At 55.3% G+C, this 16,229-nt stretch carries 19 protein-coding genes; 7 read left to right on the top strand and 12 right to left on the bottom strand.

Going from position 1 to position 16,229, the window contains the following annotated elements:
* The first annotated feature begins 73 nt into the window (after window positions 1-73).
* A complete protein-coding gene (glpX, locus tag NR201_RS19285; RefSeq protein WP_010258186.1) occupies window positions 74-1,084 on the top strand; it encodes a class II fructose-bisphosphatase in 1,011 nt (336 codons plus the stop codon).
* Here the strand turns inward: glpX and emrD are convergent.
* A complete protein-coding gene (gene emrD, locus NR201_RS19280; RefSeq protein ID WP_022624918.1) occupies window positions 1,074-2,267 on the bottom strand; it encodes a multidrug efflux MFS transporter EmrD in 1,194 nt (397 codons plus the stop codon). The two genes, glpX and emrD, sit on opposite strands and share 11 nt — an antisense overlap.
* A 273-nt stretch (window positions 2,268-2,540) precedes the next feature.
* Here emrD and fpr point away from each other — a divergent pair, with 273 nt between their 5' ends.
* Window positions 2,541-3,287 carry a ferredoxin--NADP(+) reductase gene (fpr, locus tag NR201_RS19275; protein ID WP_033773140.1) on the top strand — a complete coding sequence of 249 codons (747 nt, stop codon included), beginning with the start codon at window positions 2,541-2,543 and terminating at the stop codon, window positions 3,285-3,287.
* On the opposite strand, the gene NR201_RS19270 is transcribed toward fpr, so the two are convergent.
* Window positions 3,278-3,712: a DUF805 domain-containing protein gene (locus tag NR201_RS19270; RefSeq protein ID WP_010258192.1), complete on the bottom strand. Its 435-nt coding sequence runs from the start codon at window positions 3,710-3,712 to the stop codon at window positions 3,278-3,280. The genes fpr and NR201_RS19270 overlap by 10 nt on opposite strands.
* A gap of 98 nt (window positions 3,713-3,810) precedes the next feature.
* On the opposite strand from NR201_RS19270, the gene NR201_RS19265 reads away from it, so the two are divergent.
* A complete protein-coding gene (locus tag NR201_RS19265) occupies window positions 3,811-4,401 on the top strand; it encodes a DUF1454 family protein (protein ID WP_022624917.1) in 591 nt (196 codons plus the stop codon).
* 120 nt (window positions 4,402-4,521) lie between these two features.
* Window positions 4,522-5,289 (top strand): triose-phosphate isomerase, encoded by a 768-nt coding sequence (tpiA, locus tag NR201_RS19260; RefSeq protein ID WP_010258199.1) that lies wholly within the window; start codon window positions 4,522-4,524, stop codon window positions 5,287-5,289.
* A 27-nt stretch (window positions 5,290-5,316) separates the two neighbouring features.
* Here tpiA and NR201_RS19255 read toward each other — a convergent pair whose 3' ends face one another.
* The 6 genes from NR201_RS19255 to cpxP form a co-directional block, all read right to left on the bottom strand.
* On the bottom strand, window positions 5,317-6,090 hold the full coding sequence (locus NR201_RS19255) for a CDP-diacylglycerol diphosphatase (RefSeq protein ID WP_010672077.1): 774 nt from the start codon (window positions 6,088-6,090) through the stop codon (window positions 5,317-5,319).
* 162 nt (window positions 6,091-6,252) lie between these two features.
* Window positions 6,253-7,242: a sulfate ABC transporter substrate-binding protein gene (locus tag NR201_RS19250; RefSeq protein WP_010258203.1), complete on the bottom strand. Its 990-nt coding sequence runs from the start codon at window positions 7,240-7,242 to the stop codon at window positions 6,253-6,255.
* A 143-nt stretch (window positions 7,243-7,385) separates the two neighbouring features.
* Window positions 7,386-8,348 (bottom strand): 6-phosphofructokinase, encoded by a 963-nt coding sequence (gene pfkA, locus NR201_RS19245; RefSeq protein WP_003851263.1) that lies wholly within the window; start codon window positions 8,346-8,348, stop codon window positions 7,386-7,388.
* A gap of 207 nt (window positions 8,349-8,555) precedes the next feature.
* Complete coding sequence (gene fieF / locus NR201_RS19240) at window positions 8,556-9,458, bottom strand: CDF family cation-efflux transporter FieF (protein ID WP_010258208.1); 903 nt, start codon at window positions 9,456-9,458, stop codon at window positions 8,556-8,558.
* A 239-nt stretch (window positions 9,459-9,697) separates the two neighbouring features.
* Complete coding sequence (locus NR201_RS19235; protein WP_010258211.1) at window positions 9,698-9,853, bottom strand: general stress protein; 156 nt, start codon at window positions 9,851-9,853, stop codon at window positions 9,698-9,700.
* 455 nt (window positions 9,854-10,308) lie between these two features.
* A complete protein-coding gene (gene cpxP, locus NR201_RS19230) occupies window positions 10,309-10,818 on the bottom strand; it encodes a cell-envelope stress modulator CpxP (protein ID WP_010258214.1) in 510 nt (169 codons plus the stop codon).
* Between the two features lie 148 nt (window positions 10,819-10,966).
* Between cpxP and cpxR the strand changes: the two genes are divergently transcribed.
* From cpxR to trmL, 3 genes are read left to right on the top strand one after another with little or no spacing between them, the layout of a single operon-like run.
* The gene (gene cpxR, locus NR201_RS19225; RefSeq protein ID WP_009088062.1) at window positions 10,967-11,665 is read left to right on the top strand and encodes an envelope stress response regulator transcription factor CpxR; all 699 of its coding nucleotides are present in this window, start codon (window positions 10,967-10,969) and stop codon (window positions 11,663-11,665) included.
* Complete coding sequence (gene cpxA / locus NR201_RS19220) at window positions 11,662-13,041, top strand: envelope stress sensor histidine kinase CpxA (RefSeq protein WP_010258221.1); 1,380 nt, start codon at window positions 11,662-11,664, stop codon at window positions 13,039-13,041. Before cpxR ends, cpxA begins: the two co-directional genes overlap by 4 nt.
* Window positions 13,042-13,076: 35 nt before the next feature.
* The gene (trmL, locus tag NR201_RS19215) at window positions 13,077-13,550 is read left to right on the top strand and encodes a tRNA (uridine(34)/cytosine(34)/5-carboxymethylaminomethyluridine(34)-2'-O)-methyltransferase TrmL (RefSeq protein WP_010672079.1); all 474 of its coding nucleotides are present in this window, start codon (window positions 13,077-13,079) and stop codon (window positions 13,548-13,550) included.
* Here trmL and cysE read toward each other — a convergent pair.
* The 4 genes from cysE to grxC all read right to left on the bottom strand — a co-directional run bounded on the left by cysE (window position 13,547) and on the right by grxC (window position 16,216).
* On the bottom strand, window positions 13,547-14,368 hold the full coding sequence (gene cysE / locus NR201_RS19210) for a serine O-acetyltransferase (RefSeq protein WP_010258225.1): 822 nt from the start codon (window positions 14,366-14,368) through the stop codon (window positions 13,547-13,549). The two genes, trmL and cysE, sit on opposite strands and share 4 nt — an antisense overlap.
* A gap of 68 nt (window positions 14,369-14,436) precedes the next feature.
* Window positions 14,437-15,453, bottom strand: coding sequence for an NAD(P)H-dependent glycerol-3-phosphate dehydrogenase (gene gpsA / locus NR201_RS19205; RefSeq protein ID WP_010258227.1), 1,017 nt, complete (start codon window positions 15,451-15,453; stop codon window positions 14,437-14,439).
* On the bottom strand, window positions 15,453-15,923 hold the full coding sequence (gene secB, locus NR201_RS19200) for a protein-export chaperone SecB (RefSeq protein ID WP_010258229.1): 471 nt from the start codon (window positions 15,921-15,923) through the stop codon (window positions 15,453-15,455). Before secB ends, gpsA begins: the two co-directional genes overlap by 1 nt.
* A 38-nt stretch (window positions 15,924-15,961) precedes the next feature.
* Complete coding sequence (grxC, locus tag NR201_RS19195) at window positions 15,962-16,216, bottom strand: glutaredoxin 3 (RefSeq protein ID WP_010258231.1); 255 nt, start codon at window positions 16,214-16,216, stop codon at window positions 15,962-15,964.
* Window positions 16,217-16,229: the final 13 nt, after the last annotated feature.

The raw sequence follows: 16,229 nt of genomic DNA, 5'->3' as shown, positions 1-16,229 counted from the left end.
GTCGCGGGCCTTTTCCCCGCTCCACTGCCCCGCTGTGTTACACTGCCCGCCTGTTTTTTGTCAGGTAGATGCCATGAAACGAGAACTTGCCATTGAATTTTCCCGCGTAACCGAAGCTGCCGCCCTGGCAGGCTATCACTGGTTAGGACGCGGCGACAAAAATGCGGCTGACGGCGCGGCTGTCCATGCCATGCGTCATGTCCTGAACTCCATTGAAATCGACGGTCAGATTGTGATCGGTGAAGGCGAAATCGACGAAGCTCCGATGCTCTATATCGGTGAAAAAGTCGGTACCGGTCGCGGCGATGCGGTCGACATTGCGGTCGATCCGATTGAAGGCACCCGCATGACGGCGCTTGGCCAGGCTAATGCGCTGGCGGTGATGGCTGTAGGCGATAAGGGCAGCTTTCTGCACGCACCCGACATGTACATGGAGAAGCTGATTGTTGGCCCCGCTGCGCGTGGAGAGATCGATCTCGACCTGCCGCTGGAAACCAACCTGCGTAACATCGCCATCGCGATGAATAAGCCGCTGTCGCAGCTAACCGTGTCGATTCTGGCAAAGCCGCGTCATGACGCAGTGATCAGTCAGTTGCAGCAACTGGGCGTGCGGGTGTTTACCTTCCCGGATGGCGATGTCGCCGCCTCCATTCTGACCTGCATGCCGGACAGCGAAGTGGATGTGATGTATGGCATCGGCGGCGCACCGGAAGGCGTGGTCTCTGCGGCGGTGATCCGCGCGCTGGATGGGGATATGCAGGGCCGGTTACTGGCGCGTCACCACGTGAAAGGCGACAGCGCTGAAAACCGTCTGCTGGGTGAGCAGGAGCTGCAGCGCTGCGCAGAGATGGGGATTGAAGCGGGCAAAAAGCTGATGCTGAATGAGATGGCACGCAATGACAACGTGGTGTTTGCCGCCACCGGCATTACCAGTGGCGAACTACTGAAAGGCATTACGCGTCAGGGCAATATCGCCACCAGCGAGACCCTGCTGATTCGCGGTAAATCACGCACCATCCGCCGTATTCAGTCGATTCACTATCTCGACCGTAAAGATCCGGCGCTTCATCCCTTTATCCTGTAACCGGCTGGTTGCCGCGCTCCGGCTGACGTGAGAGCGGCAACCAGCAGAGCAGCATCACCAGCGCCGTGAAGAACATCAGCATGCCAAGGCTGAACTGATCGCGCTGCGGCATCATGGCTGACAGCCACGCCACCAGGCCCGATCCCAGGTTCTGCATCCCGCCAATCAGCGCGCCCGCGCTACCCGCCAGCCAGGCATAAGGCTCCATCGCGCCTGAAGTCGCCAGCGGGAACAGCATGCCAGCCCCAAAGAAGAACAGCGCAGCCGGAACCAGCAGCGTCCAGATATTCATCACGCCGAACCATGCCGGGATCCACATCAGGATGCCCGCCAGCAGGCAGCTATTTACGCCCCACCACATCAGACTGTGCCATGAACCCTGCTCGCGACCGGCAAACCAGGCACCAAAAAACGCTGCCGGAATCGGCAGGATGAACAGGATGCTGACGGTCAGGCTATGCAGGCCGAGCACGCCGCCCAGCAGAACGCCACAGCTCGACTCAAATACCGCAATCCCGGCCAGCGCGCCAATCAGCAGCACAATGTAGCGAACGAAATTCGCGTCACTGAGCAGGCGGGCGTAGCGTTTAAAGAAAGGTGTCACTTCCGCGCTCTGCGGTCGGGTCTCCGGTAGCCAGCGTGCCATTGAGACGGTTACCGCCAGACAGAGCAGCAGCAGAAAGGCAAAGCAGGCGTGCCAGCCAAAGAGCTGAGTCAGCAGTGCACCAATTACTGGCGCCAGCAGCGGGCTGACCAGAATGCCCATATTAAGCAGGCTGTTAGCGCGCCGCAGTGCGTGCCCCTCGTAGAGATCGCGCGGCATGGTGCGGGCCATCACGCCAGCTACGCCGGTGCCCAGTCCCTGAACAGCGCTGCCGAACACCAGCATATCGAGCGACGTCGCCATCAGTGCCGTAATTGCGCCGATCATAAAGATCATCATGCCCGCCAGGATCACCGGACGACGACCGATGCTGTCTGACAGCGGGCCATAGATCAGCTGGGATCCGCCATAGGTCATCAGATAGGCCGCCATCACACGCTGCAGCGCGCCATCCCGCACATTCAGAGCATCCGCCATCACCGACATCGCCGGGACGTAGATAGTCTGTGCCATCTGCCCTACTGCCACCAGCACAATGAGCATCACCAGCAGCGGGCGATTTTCGAGTTTAGTCATCATGATTATGCAAAATTTCTTTCTGTGAAAGGAGGTTAAAACAGCGGTTCACCCGCCAGTCATCTTGTTATGGCGGGCAAAATATCAGGATTAGATGACAAAGCGAGAGGTAAGCGAAAAGGTCCCGGCTTGCGCCTGTCAAGTTTATGGGCCAGCCTGTAAAGACAAAGTAACAGTTTGTCGATTAGAGCCTTTGCCCCGGCGCAGGCTGGCAATCTCACCGGGCAGCCGCGAAAATAGTGACCTGCCTGAATAATCAACAACCAGGGAGTGATTATGGCTGAGTGGGTCAATGCTGAAGTAAAGGAAGTGAAAAACTGGACGGATGCGCTGTTCAGTCTCCGGGTAAAAGCGCCCATCGATCCCTTTATCGCCGGGCAATTTGCCAAGCTGGCACTGGAAATCGACGGTGAGCGGGTACAGCGCGCTTACTCTTACGTCAATGCGCCGAAAGATGATCTGCTGGAGTTCTACCTGGTCACCGTGCCAGAGGGCAAACTGAGTCCGCATCTGCAGGCACTTCAGCCTGGCGATCAGGTGATGGTCACCAAAGAAGCGGCAGGATTCTTTGTGCTGGATGAAGTCCCTGAATGCAAAACCTTATGGATGCTGGCAACCGGCACCGCTATTGGCCCCTACCTGTCGATGCTACAGCAGGGCGAAGGGCTGGATCGCTTTGAAAACATCGTGCTGGTCCATGCTGCACGCTATGCGGCCGACCTGAGCTTTTTGCCGCTGATGCAGCAGCTGCAACAACATTATCAAGGCAAGCTGCACATCCAGACGGTGGTGAGTCGCGAAGAGATCGCCGGTTCGCTGACTGGCCGGGTCCCGGCGTTGATCGAAAACGGTGAGCTGGAGCGCGCCACCGGGTTAAGCCTGGATGCCGACAGCAGCCATGTGATGCTGTGCGGCAACCCGCAGATGGTGCGTGATACCCAGCAATTACTGAAAGAGACGCGCGAGATGCGCAAGCACCTGAAGCGTAAGCCGGGCCATATCACCAGTGAACATTACTGGTGAGCCGTTTGCCGGTATCTCACCGGCTGAGTCGCGGTACCAAACCGGTTAGCGCCGGGGGTACCGCGAAAGAGACCGAGATCGAGCAGCAGGCCAGCCAGTAACACAAACGGAATGGCGCGACCCAACAGCCAGGGCAGTATGCCGTCCAGCATGCTCCAGTTCCCTGCCACCAGCAGCCAGGCAACAATCACCAGAAATCCCCAGTAGCCACGGCGATTACGATCGTGCAACCGTTTAACGATAACCGCGCTGGCGGGCCACAGCAGGCAGACCACGCCAAAGGCCGCCATCTGAGTATCAAGCCAGTCGTTAGCCGCTAACGCGAATAACAGGGTTGTTGTCAGCAACCAGACCGCCTGCCAGATCCAGAAATCACGTCGTCCCAGCCGGCCGCGCCAGGAAAAACACCATTGTTGTAACGTCATGCATTATCATCCAGAGAGAAGAGAACCGCTGCGGTTTTGACCTCGCGGATAAAAACCGTTTTAATTTGCGCCTGAGTTTACGGGTTAGGATCGACAAAATGAAGAATTTGCCTGGCGCACTGCTGTTATCGTTTGCGCTGACGGTTCCGGTCTTTGCCGCCGATCCGCCACCGCAGGATCGGGCCGATGCGTTGCCCACCGCCCCCTATCTGCTGGCGGGCGCTCCCACCTTTGATATGACTATCGGCCAGTTCCGCGAAAAGTATAATCAGGCCAACGGGGCGCTGATGCTGCCGGAATATCGCGCCATTGATAATCGGGGCGACAAAAGCACCCTGACGCGCGCCGCCAGCAAAATCAACGAGACCCTCTATGCGTCTACCGCGCTGGAGCCCGGTACCGGCAAAATTAAGACGCTGCAGATTACCTGGCTACCGTTGCCAGGTCCGGATCAGAACGCCTCACAGCAAAAAGCGCTGGCCTACATGACCGCCATGTTGCGCTTCTTTGTACCGGGACTGAGCGCCGATGAGGGACGTAAAAAGCTGGAGGGTTTGCTGAAGCAAGGTAAGGATTTACCCTACTTTGCGCAGGTCGAGGGCGCGTTGCGTTTTGTGGTGGCTGACAACGGCGACAAGGGGCTGACCTTCGCCGTTGAGCCGGTCAAACTGGCGCTCGCCAGCCCCTGATGATGAGGCCGAAAATGACGAAAAGCAAAGCCATCGCTACATTTGATCTCTATACTGTCTGGCAGACAACGCTGCCAGCTGGCAGCGATTTTTCATGTATCGCTTTATGCGGAGGATAGAATGCGACATCCACTGGTTATGGGTAACTGGAAGTTGAATGGCAGCAAGCAGATCACAGCTGAACTGATCGCCGGTCTGCGCAAGGAACTGTCTGGCGTTGAGGGTTGTGGCGTCGCCATTGCACCGCCAGCTCTCTATCTCGAGCAGGCAAAACACGCCATCTCCGGTAGCCACATCGCACTGGGTGCGCAGAACGTAGACGTTAACCTGTCTGGTGCGTTTACCGGTGAAGTTTCCGCAGAGATGCTGAAAGATATCGGCGCGAAATATATCATTATCGGTCACTCAGAGCGCCGCACTTACCACAAAGAGAGCGACGAATTCATCGCGAAGAAATACGCGGTGCTGAAGTCAGTGGGCCTGGTACCGGTGCTGTGCATTGGTGAAACCGAAGCGGAAAACGAAGCGGGTAAAACCGAAGAAGTCTGCGCTCGTCAGCTGGATGCCGTTCTGGAAACTCAGGGCGCCGAAGCGTTTAAAGATGCGGTCATCGCGTATGAGCCAGTCTGGGCCATCGGTACCGGCAAATCTGCCACCCCTGCTCAGGCTCAGGCCGTTCACAAATTCATTCGTGACCATATCGCGAAGAAAGATGCGGCTATCGCAGAACAGGTCATCATCCAGTACGGCGGCTCAGTTAACGATAAAAATGCGGCTGAGCTCTTCACCCAGCCTGACATCGATGGCGCGCTGGTTGGCGGTGCCTCACTGAAAGCGGACGCTTTCGCTGTGATCGTTAAAGCTGCTGCGGCTGCAAAAAGCGCCTAAGCAGTAAACGTACCGATTAAAGGCGGCTTAAGCCGCCTTTTTTATGGGCGCTATCAGCTGACAGGCGTGATCCTGTACCTCCTCCGCCGAACCGCTGTTCAGCAGCAGCCAGTTTCGCTCTATCGCCATCAGCACCAGTCGTCCATCACTTAATTCAGCCAGTGCCAGCCCATATTTCCCCATCTCACTGCGCGCCTCTGGCCGCTCATCGGCCAGTCGGATAAACGCACTCTGCCGGGTCAGCTCGTCCGGGGTCAATGCACGCAGCCAGTAGCGGTGCTTACGCAGCGTGATGCTCTGCCACCGCCCGCTAAGCTGCGGCGTCAGCTGATCAAGCTGCTGACGCACATCGGGTCGCAGGCAGGAGATATGAATATGGAGCTGATTCTGCGTGCGGCCATATTGTGAATTGATAGCCAGTGACAGGACCCGATCATCAATAGGTGAGCCGCGTCGCTGCGCAAGCAGAGTCCGCTCATCCCATGCAAGGGCAAAGTAGTTGGGCGTAGCGGATTGCAGTAACCGCGGGCTTTCGATGCCGGTGATCCTGTCGAGCGGGATCAGCAGATACTGCAACGGCCCGTGCATATCTTTCAGCATGGCATAGCGATGCCGCTGATCGACGCGCTGACAGGGCGCAGGTTCTCCACCACTCTGCTGGTGAGGCAGACATTTCTCGCTGACGATCTGCCACAGCGCATCACTGTTCTTTTTGAAATGCAGTGCGGCAGCCAGCATCCCCGCAATGACCAGTACCAGCAGAACCGCAACCAGGCGGGTTGCACGACGATGTGTCGGCATAACAACGCTTCCTGAATGGCTTAGCAGCCTGCATCCTCGCCTGGCGAGAAAAAAATGTCACGGGGAATTCTGGCAGATAACCCAGCGGCTGGGCGGAGAAGGAGAAAAGGCGTGGTTGTGGGGGATAAGCGGTCAGCGCAGGAATGCGCTGACCGCAACGCATTACGGTTTCATGACCTGGTCATAGCTGCCGCCATCGGCGAAGTGGGCTTTCTGAGCCTGTGTCCAGCCACCAAACTTGTCCTGAATGGTAAACAGCTTCACTGGCGCAAAGGTGCTGGCGAATTTCTTCGCGACTTCAGCATCACGCGGACGGTAGTAGTTCTGTGCAGCGATAGTCTGGCCTTCTGGCGAGTAGAGGTATTTCAGATAAGCGTCGGCGACTTTACGCGTCCCCTTTTCATCTACCACTTTATCGACCACCGACACGGTCGGTTCCGCCAGAATCGATTCGCTCGGAGTGACAATCTCGAACTTGTCTTTGCCCAGCTTGTTAACCGCCAGATAGGCTTCGTTTTCCCAGGCGATCAGCACATCACCAATCCCGCGCTCAACGAAGGTGTTGGTTGCGCCGCGTGCGCCGGAATCCTGCACTTCAACGTTTTTAAACAGCGCTCTGACGTAAGCCAGCGCTTTAGCCTGATCGCCGTTGTTATGATCCAGCGCCCAGCCCCAGGCCGCCAGATAGTTCCAGCGTGCGCCGCCGGACGTTTTCGGGTTAGGGGTGATAACAGATACGCCTGGCTTCGTCAGGTCGCTCCAGTCATGGATGCCTTTAGGGTTATCTTTACGAACCAGGAAGACAATGGTCGAGGTGTAGGGCGCAGAGTTGTCCGGCAGACGCTGAATCCAGTTTTTATCAATACGACCGCGTTCTGCAATGGCATCAACATCCGATTGCAACGCCAGTGTGACCACATCCGCCCGAATGCCGTTAATCACGGAGGTCGCCTGCTTACCGGAACCGCCATGCGACTGACGGACCACGACATTATCGCCGGTTTCCTGTTTGTAGTGCGCACTGAACGCTTTATTGTACTGTTCGTACAGCTCACGCGTTGGATCGTAGGAAACGTTTAACAGCTGAATGTCTTTCGCCAGAACGCTGGTTGAGGCCAGCAACAGGGTAACGCCGATACTCCACTTGTTCATTACGCACTCTCCCAATGTCGTTATGGGCTAAGCGTGACATAAACCAATACAGAGCTAAAAGAATTAAAAATAAGCTGTTATAACCATGGGGAATATAGAGGCGGGATGCCGGGGCGCGCCAGGTCGCACACCCCGCAGAGGAATTAATAGAGTTTTTTCGCGGTGTCGAGCCAGTCGCGTTTGAACGGACGCTTCATATTTTCAATGGCGTCGACGATGTCGTGATGCACCATCTTCTCGTTCTGAATACCGACGCAACGGCCGCCGTAACCCTGCATCAGCAGTTCAATGGAGTAGGCCCCCATGCGTGAGGCCAGAATACGGTCATACGCACAAGGTGCACCGCCACGCTGAATGTGGCCCAGAACGGTAGAACGGGTTTCACGCTTGGTTTCTGTTTCGATGAAACGCGCCAGATCGTCGATATCGCAGATGTGCTCGGTAATCGCCACGATAGCGTGCTTTTTACCTTTGGCGATGCCCGCTTTGATTTCCGCTACCAGCTCTTCACGAGTATACGGGAACTCAGGCAGCACGATGAACTCACAGCCACCCGCAATGGCGGCCGCCAGTGTCAGATCGCCACAGTAGCGACCCATCACTTCCACAATCGAAATACGCTGATGCGATGAAGAGGTATCACGCAGGCGGTCAATCGCTTCAACCACAGTTTCCAGCGCAGTGAAATAACCGATAGTGTAATCCGTTCCGGCAACGTCGTTATCGATGGTGCCTGGCAGACCAATGCACGGGAAGCCCATTTCAGTCAGGCGCTTAGCCCCCATGTAGGAACCGTCACCACCAATAACAACCAGCGCATCAATGCCGCGCTTTTTCATGTTCTCAATGGCAACCTGACGCACATCTTCATTACGGAATTCAGGGAAGCGTGCTGAGCCCAGGAAAGTGCCGCCGCGGTTAATCATGTCGGAAACGCTGTAGCGATCAAGATTGATCATGCGATCTTCGTACAATCCCAGGTAACCGTCATAGATCCCAAAAACTTCCAGTCCTTCACTCAGCGCGGAACGCACCACGCCACGAATAGCTGCGTTCATGCCTGGGGCGTCACCGCCGCTGGTTAATACACCAATTTTTTTGATCATGACAACCTCTGGATTGTTCAAAACTAAGGGTTAATCCTGCCTGTCGATCGCTGCTGAAGCTCATTTTACGACTCGCGCGACACGTGATGGCAGATAGTATATCAAAGGCTTGCTGCTGAATTGATTCAGGTCAGACAACTTTTCACTATTTTTTGCAGCAATGTTAGCGTTACGTCATCCCTGCCGTATCGATTTGATTCATTTAAGTTAAAAACCTAAAGAATCCTCTCTCTCGAACGGTACCACAGAACAGGGATCCTGATGGATAATTACGTCTGAGCCGGGAAATTCTTTGCGTAACGCCTTCTCAACCTGATCGGCTACCCGATGCGCCTGCACCAGTGGCAGCTGATCTTCCAGTTCCAGATGCAGCTGAATAAATTTGGTCGGCCCGGACTGACGGGTTCGCAGATCGTGAACGCCCTGCACCTGCGGCCAGTTTGTCGCAAGCGTCAGGATTTGCTGCCGTTCCTCTTCCGGTAACGCGCGATCCAGCAATGACTGAACCGCCTCGTAGCCCATACGCAGTGCGCTGTAGAGAATAAAAATACCAATGCCCAGCGCAAACAGGGCATCCGCCCGGGCAAAGCCATAGCTGCTCAGCACCAGCGCAACCAAAATAGCGCCATTCATGATGACGTCGGACTGATAGTGCAGCATGTCAGCCCGGATCGCCTGGCTGCGGGTTTTACGAACCACCCAGCGCTGAAAGGCCACCAGCACCAGCGTTGAGCTCAGCGCCACCACGGTCACTACAATACCGACGCCGGGCGCCCGCAACTCATTGGGCGTCGCCAGATGCTGCAGGCCGGTCAGAAACAGAAACAGCGCCGACCCGGAAATAAACATACTTTGCGCCAGCGCTGCCAGCGACTCCGCTTTGCCGTGCCCGAAAGTATGATCTTCGTCAGCGGGCTGCAGTGCATAACGCACCACCAGCAGATTGGTCAGCGAGGCGGCGATATCCACCAGTGAATCCACCAGAGAGGCCAGTAAACTCACCGAACCGGTGTACCACCAGGCAAAAATTTTCACGAGCAACAGCACAGACGCAAGAATGGTCGCGCCGAGCGCAGCACGCTTTACCAGTCGGCCATAAGAGGGTTGCATGCCAGGTTCCCTGTGCGGCATCAGTGAAGATGCGCACCAAAATGAATGAATGGCTCAAGTTTAACATCGGGAGGCGGGCACTGCTTAGCGGGTCGATCAGCGGATCAGGCTTTTTTGGGAAGGCGCGACAGGTACAAAAAAACAAGCCCCGGCCTCTGTGGGAGGTCGGGGCAAAGTGTCATACACATCAGTACCAGGCCACATTCAGGCCCAGGTCTGGGCTGAGAAAGGGGCGGCGACTACTTTTTGCCGCCTTTTTTCCCGGCTTCTGATGCTTTTTCACGATCGTTTTTGAAATTTCCGCCGCCGCTACTCTGGCCGCCTTTCTTACCGGCTTCAGACGCTTTTTGCGGATTATCTGCGAAATTACCTGAACCACCACGATGCTCTGCCATAACTTACTCCGTTAATAGATTCATTCAGGACTACATAATGTGGTTGCTGCTCCCTGAGACTTCGCAAAGACACTTAACTTCCCTGCAGTGACAGGATTAAGTGTAGAGGGTGCGCCTGAACCGGCAAGCGTAACGCGGGGGATTTATCTCATTGAAAAATATAATTAAATCTTTCTATGCCTGCCTGTAATTCATTCACTTTCAGTGAGTTATAATATTTAACAGGCGGTAAAACCCTTACCGGTACGCTTAAATTTAAGTCATGACCTGAATAGTAAGGAATCGGTGAGACTTACCCATAAAAGCTCAACAAGCGATAATCAAACAGGGGTTTTATTGCGGGGTGATGATTCCAGTCAAAATAATAAAAGTGAAAAAAAGATAAAAAAAACCCCCACCATCATGGCGGGGGAAGACAGGGATGTGTCTATGGCAAGGAAAACAGGGATACTATGTTACTGGTTACTGCTGGTACTACTCACTGCCTGCAGCGATGACGCTGACTGCAAATTCGAAAACTGTCGCAGCTCATTAAGTCGCCGCTGGTAATTCTGCTGTAACGCCGACTGCTGGGCTGGCGTTAGCAGCTGGAACATTTGATTCTGTACGCGCGCCATCTCGACCTGCTGTTCAACCTGAACTCTGGCGATCACTTCCGCCTTCTCGCGGATGGCCGCTTCGTTAAACTGGTCTGCAGTCACTAACTCATGTAGTGCTGCGATATCGTCAATATGGACGACCGGGCGCTCATGTCGGGCCTGTTGCATCAGGTCTCGCATCTGCTGACGTTGCTCTTCAGTCAGTTCGATGCCATCGAACATGTGGCTTTGCGGATTTTGCGTCATACTGCCTGTCGGCAATCCGCCATGATGCATCTCGTCAATCGTCGTCGCATCTTTAGCACCTGCGCTGGCGACACTCAGAGCCATCGCTGAGGCAAGGACGACGGCGGTTAATTTGCGCATCGTGTACTCCAGTTCGTTCCGTTTTGCGATTCAACGAGAGCCAGTGTACGGCGACAGCTGCAAACATCCGTCAGGGGGTGTAAAACTACGTAAAGCGATGGATAGGTGCGCCAGGAACACGGTATTTTGCCTGCGGAGGGCTACAAAAATGAATAAAATCCTGTTGGTAGATGACGATCGCGAATTAACTTCGCTTTTAAAAGAACTGTTAGAAATGGAAGGGTTTGAAGTGGTGGTAGCCAGCGATGGTGAACAAGCGCTGAACCTGCTCGATAACTCAATTGATCTGCTTTTACTGGATGTCATGATGCCGAAGAAAAACGGTATCGACACCCTGAAAGAACTGCGTCAGCAACATCAAACCCCCGTCATCATGCTAACGGCGCGCGGCAGCGAGCTGGATCGCGTACTGGGCCTCGAACTGGGCGCAGATGACTATCTGCCTAAGCCGTTTAACGATCGTGAACTGGTGGCGCGTATCCGCGCTATTCTGCGGCGCTCAAACTGGAGTGAACAGCAGCAGCAACACGACAATAGCTCGCCTACGCTGGAAGTGGACTGCCTGCGTCTCAATCCCGGCCGTCAGGAGGCCAGTTTTGATGATGTCACGCTGGATTTGACCGGCACGGAGTTCACCCTGCTCTATCTGCTGGCGCAGCATCTGGGCCAGGTGGTGTCGCGTGAGCACCTGAGTCAGGAAGTGCTGGGCAAACGCCTGACGCCTTTTGACCGCGCTATTGATATGCATATCTCCAATCTGCGTCGCAAGCTGCCTGAACGCCGTGACGGCCATCCCTGGTTCAAAACCTTACGTGGCCGCGGCTATCTGATGGTTTCGGCATCATGATTGGAAGTCTGACCACCCGTATCTTCGCCATCTTCTGGTTGACGCTGGCGCTGGTGTTGATGCTGGTGCTAATGGTGCCCAAGCTCGATTCACGACAGATGACCTCGCTGCTGGAGAGTGAACAGCGGCAGGGCATCATGATTGAGCAACACGTCGAAGCAGAGCTGTCACAGGATCCCCCTAACGATCTGATGTGGTGGCGTCGTCTGTTTCGGGCAGTGGAAAAGTGGGCACCGCCGGGTCAGCGGCTGCTGTTAGTGACGAGTGAAGGTCGGGTGATTGGCGCGCAACATAACGAAATGCAGGTTATCCGCAATTTTATCGGCCAGTCTGACAATGCCGATCATCCGCAGAAGAAGAAATATGGTCGTGTAGAGCTGGTAGGGCCTTTCGCCGTTCGGGATGGCGAAGATAACTACCAGCTTTACATGATTCGTCCCGCCAACAGTTCCCAGCTCGATTTCGTGAATCTGCTGTTTGACCGTCCCCTGTTACTACTTATCGTCACCATGCTCATCAGCTCCCCGCTGCTGCTCTGGCTGGCCTGGAGCCTGGCACGTCCGGCACGTAAGCTGAAATATGCTGCCGACGAAGTCGCAAGCGGAAACCTGCGTCAGCATCCGGAACTGGAATCGGGCCCACAGGAGTTTCTGGCGGCGGGTTCCAGCTTTAACCAGATGGTCAGTGCGCTGGAGCGGATGATGACCGGTCAGCAACGTCTGTTGTCGGATATCAGCCATGAGCTTCGTACCCCGCTCACCCGCTTGCAACTGGCTACCGCGCTGCTGCGTCGGCGCCAGGGTGAAGGCAAAGAGCTGGGCCGCATTGAGATGGAAGCACAGCGCCTGGATGGCATGATTAACGATCTGCTGGTGCTGTCGCGCACCCAGCATAAAAATGCGCTGGTCAGCGAAGCGATGAAGGCGAATCAGTTGTGGAATGGGGTGCTGGAAGATGCCCGCTTCGAAGCGGAGCAGATGGGCAAGAAGATGGATATCCCCTATCCGCCTGGCCCGTGGCCGCTTTATGGTAACCCCCATGCGCTGGAGAGTGCGCTGGAAAATATCGTACGCAATGCGCTGCGCTATTCCCACACCCATATCAGCGTCAGCTTCTCCGTCGATATTTCCGGCATCACGGTACACGTTGATGACGATGGTCCAGGCGTGAGTCCGGAAGATCGTGAACAGATTTTCCGGCCTTTCTACCGTACCGATGAAGCACGCGATCGCGAATCAGGCGGCACCGGTCTTGGCCTGGCGATTGTTGAAACGGCAGTGCAGCAACATCGCGGCTGGGTTAAAGCGGATGACAGCCCATTGGGCGGCCTGCGTCTGACCCTCTGGTTGCCGCTCTACTCCTCCGCTCGTCAATAATTTGTTATGCTTCGGCCCCTGTCATCGGGGGCCTTATGCTTAACATTGTCTTGTTTGAACCAGAAATTCCGCCGAATACCGGCAATATCATCCGCCTGTGTGCCAATACTGGCTTTCAGCTTCATCTGATTCAGCCGCTTGGTTTTGCCTGGGATGACAAGCGTTTACGCCGCGCCGGGCTGGATTACCACGAATTCACTGCCATTAAATTCCACGCCGACTATCAGGCGTTTATCGCCTCAGAGTCGCCTGAGCGTCTGTTTGCGCTGACGACCAAAGGTACGCCCGCACACAGTGCCGTAGCGTACCAGGCTGGCGATTATCTGCTGTTTGGCCCGGAGAGCCGTGGACTTCCGGCTGAGATCTTAGCGGCGTTACCGGCTCAGCAGAAAATCCGTATCCCGATGAAAGCGGAAAGCCGCAGTATGAATTTGTCGAACGCCGTATCGGTGGTGGTCTATGAAGCCTGGCGCCAGCTTGATTTCGCGGGCGCGCTGATTAAAGACTAGATGCCGTCGCCAAACTGAAAACCCGCCAGGCTGCCATTAAAGTGCTGATCCATATCCATCGACGGCTTTTCACTGCCTGGCTTACCAACGATTCGCGCGGGTACGCCTGCTGCAGTGGTGTGCGGCGGCACGGGCTGTAACACCACGGAACCGGCACCTATTTTGGCTCCCTTGCCAACTTCAATATTGCCCAGGACTTTCGCACCGGCACCAATCATCACCCCTTCACGGATTTTCGGGTGACGATCGCCGCTGGTTTTGCCGGTTCCGCCCAGCGTAACCGATTGCAGGATCGAGACATCATTCTCAACCACGGCGGTTTCACCAATCACAATGCCTGTGGCATGGTCGAGCATGATGCCGTGGCCGATGTTGGCGGCGGGATGAATATCGACGGCAAAGGAGACAGAGATTTCATTCTGCAGATAAACCGCCAGCGCGCGCCGGCCTTCATTCCACAGCCAGTGGCCAATGCGGTAGGCCTGTAAGGCGTGAAAACCTTTGAGGTAGAGCAGCGGCGTGGAGTATTTATCGACTGCCGGGTCACGCTGGCGCACCGCCTGAATATCGTACGCCGCTGACATAATCATCGACGGATCTTCACGGTAGGCTTCTTCAACGATTTCACGAATGGCGATGGCGGGCATAATCGGGTTAGCCAGCTTGTTGGCCAGCATATAACTCAGTGCACTACCGAGATTTTCATGCTTGAGCAATGTCGCGTGGAAGAAGCTGGCCAGCATCGGCTCACAATCAGCCAGGGCGCGCGCTTCTGCTTTGATATTATTCCAGACCAGTTCTAACTCATCAGACGACATTGCTGTTTTCTCCCGATAAAAAAAGCGCCTGAATGGGCGCTGCAGGTGATGATGCTACGCGTCCTGCGTTAGCCAGTGCTGTTTTCGTCCTTCCTTGTTCGTCCCAGCAGACTCAATGCTGCATCTCTCGCCGGCTTTTCGCAATACAGCACCTGATAAATCTGCTCGGTGATCGGCATTTCCACACCAAAACGGGCTGCCAATGCTTTGACTTCTTTGGTGTTTCTGTAACCTTCTACAACTTGTCCGATAATGCGTTGCGCGCTATCTACATCCTCGCCCTGGCCCAGCATCATGCCAAAACGACGGTTACGCGACTGATTATCGGTACAGGTCAGCACCAGATCGCCCAGACCCGCCATCCCCATAAAGGTGGTGGGATCGGCACCCAGCGCGGCGCCCAGCCGGCTCATTTCAGCCAGACCACGGGTGATCAGTGCGGTACGTGCATTCGCGCCAAAACCAATCCCGTCAGAGATCCCGGCACCGATAGCAATCACGTTTTTTACCGCGCCGCCCAGCTGTACGCCGATGAAGTCAGGGTTGTTATAAACGCGGAAGCTCTTACCGCAGTGCAGCTTCTGCTGCAGATCCTCAGCAAACTGCGCATCCGTTGCGGCCAGCGCGATAGCCGTCGGTAATCCGGCTGCCAGCTCTTTCGCAAAGGTCGGTCCGGAGATCACAGCCAGCGGAATGTCATCGCCGACAATTTCCCGCGCCACATCCTGCAGCAGACGGCCGGTCTCTTTTTCCAGCCCTTTGGTCGCCCAGACAATACGCGAGTCTGACCGCAGATGAGGCTTGATCTGCTGCAGCACCTCGCCAAACACATGACTCGGCACCACGATCAATAAATCGCGGCTGGCAGCAATAGCTTTAGTCAGATCAGGTTCAAGAGAAAGATGGTCGGGGAACGGGACATCAGGCAGGAAAGCGGTGTTGCAGCGGTCACTCTGAAGTTGCGCCAGATGCGCCGGGTTATGTCCCCACAACAGCACCGGATGGCCGTTACGGGCCAGCGTAATCGCCAAAGCGGTGCCGTATGAACCGGCACCGATGACGCTAATCGAAGCGTGAGTTGTCATCAGGCATCCTGATGTGGTTCAGCACCTTCTTCACCTTGCTGCTGCTGCAGGTAGTTCATGAACAGCGCATCAAAGTTAACCGGTGCCAGGTTCAGCTGCGGGAAGGTACCACGTGATACCAGGCTGGTAATGCATTCGCGTGCGTACGGGAACAGGATGTTCGGGCAGTATGCGCCCAGGCAATGTGCCATCTGCGTTCCTTCGATACCGCTGATGGTGAAAATACCGGCCTGCTGAACTTCACACAGGAAAGCGGTTTCTTCGCCCACGGTGGCGGTTACAGTCACACGAAGTACCACTTCGTAAACTTCGTCAGCCAGCTGAGAAGATGCAGTGTCCAGATCCAGTTTAACGTCCGGTTCCCACTCTTTCTGGAAAACCTGTGGTGCATTTGGCGCTTCAAAAGAGATGTCTTTGGTGAATACGCGCTGAATCTGGAATTGCATTTCGTTGGTGTTATGTTCTGACATGTGACCAAATCCTATGTATGAGATTGTCCGGCGTAAAATTACGCCTGCAGTAAGGGATCTAAACCTTCGCGATTATCGAGTGCGAATAAGTCGTCGCAGCCACCAATGTGCTGCGCATCAATAAAAATCTGAGGCACGGTGGTGCGGCCGCTACGCTTGATCATCTCTTCGCGTTTCGCCATGTCTCCATCAATGGGGATCTCCTGAAACGATACGCCTTTTTGCGTTAACAGCGCCTTCGCCCGATGGCAGTAAGGACAGGTCGCCTTGGTATACACTTCAACATTTGCCATGATCAGCACCTCT

The sequence above is a fragment of the Pantoea sp. Fr-CA_6 genome, assembly GCF_024520895.1.
GTDB lineage: Bacteria > Pseudomonadota > Gammaproteobacteria > Enterobacterales > Enterobacteriaceae > Pantoea > Pantoea agglomerans.
Note: the sequence above shows the minus strand (reverse complement) of the source record. Positions and strands in the feature narration are given on the sequence as shown.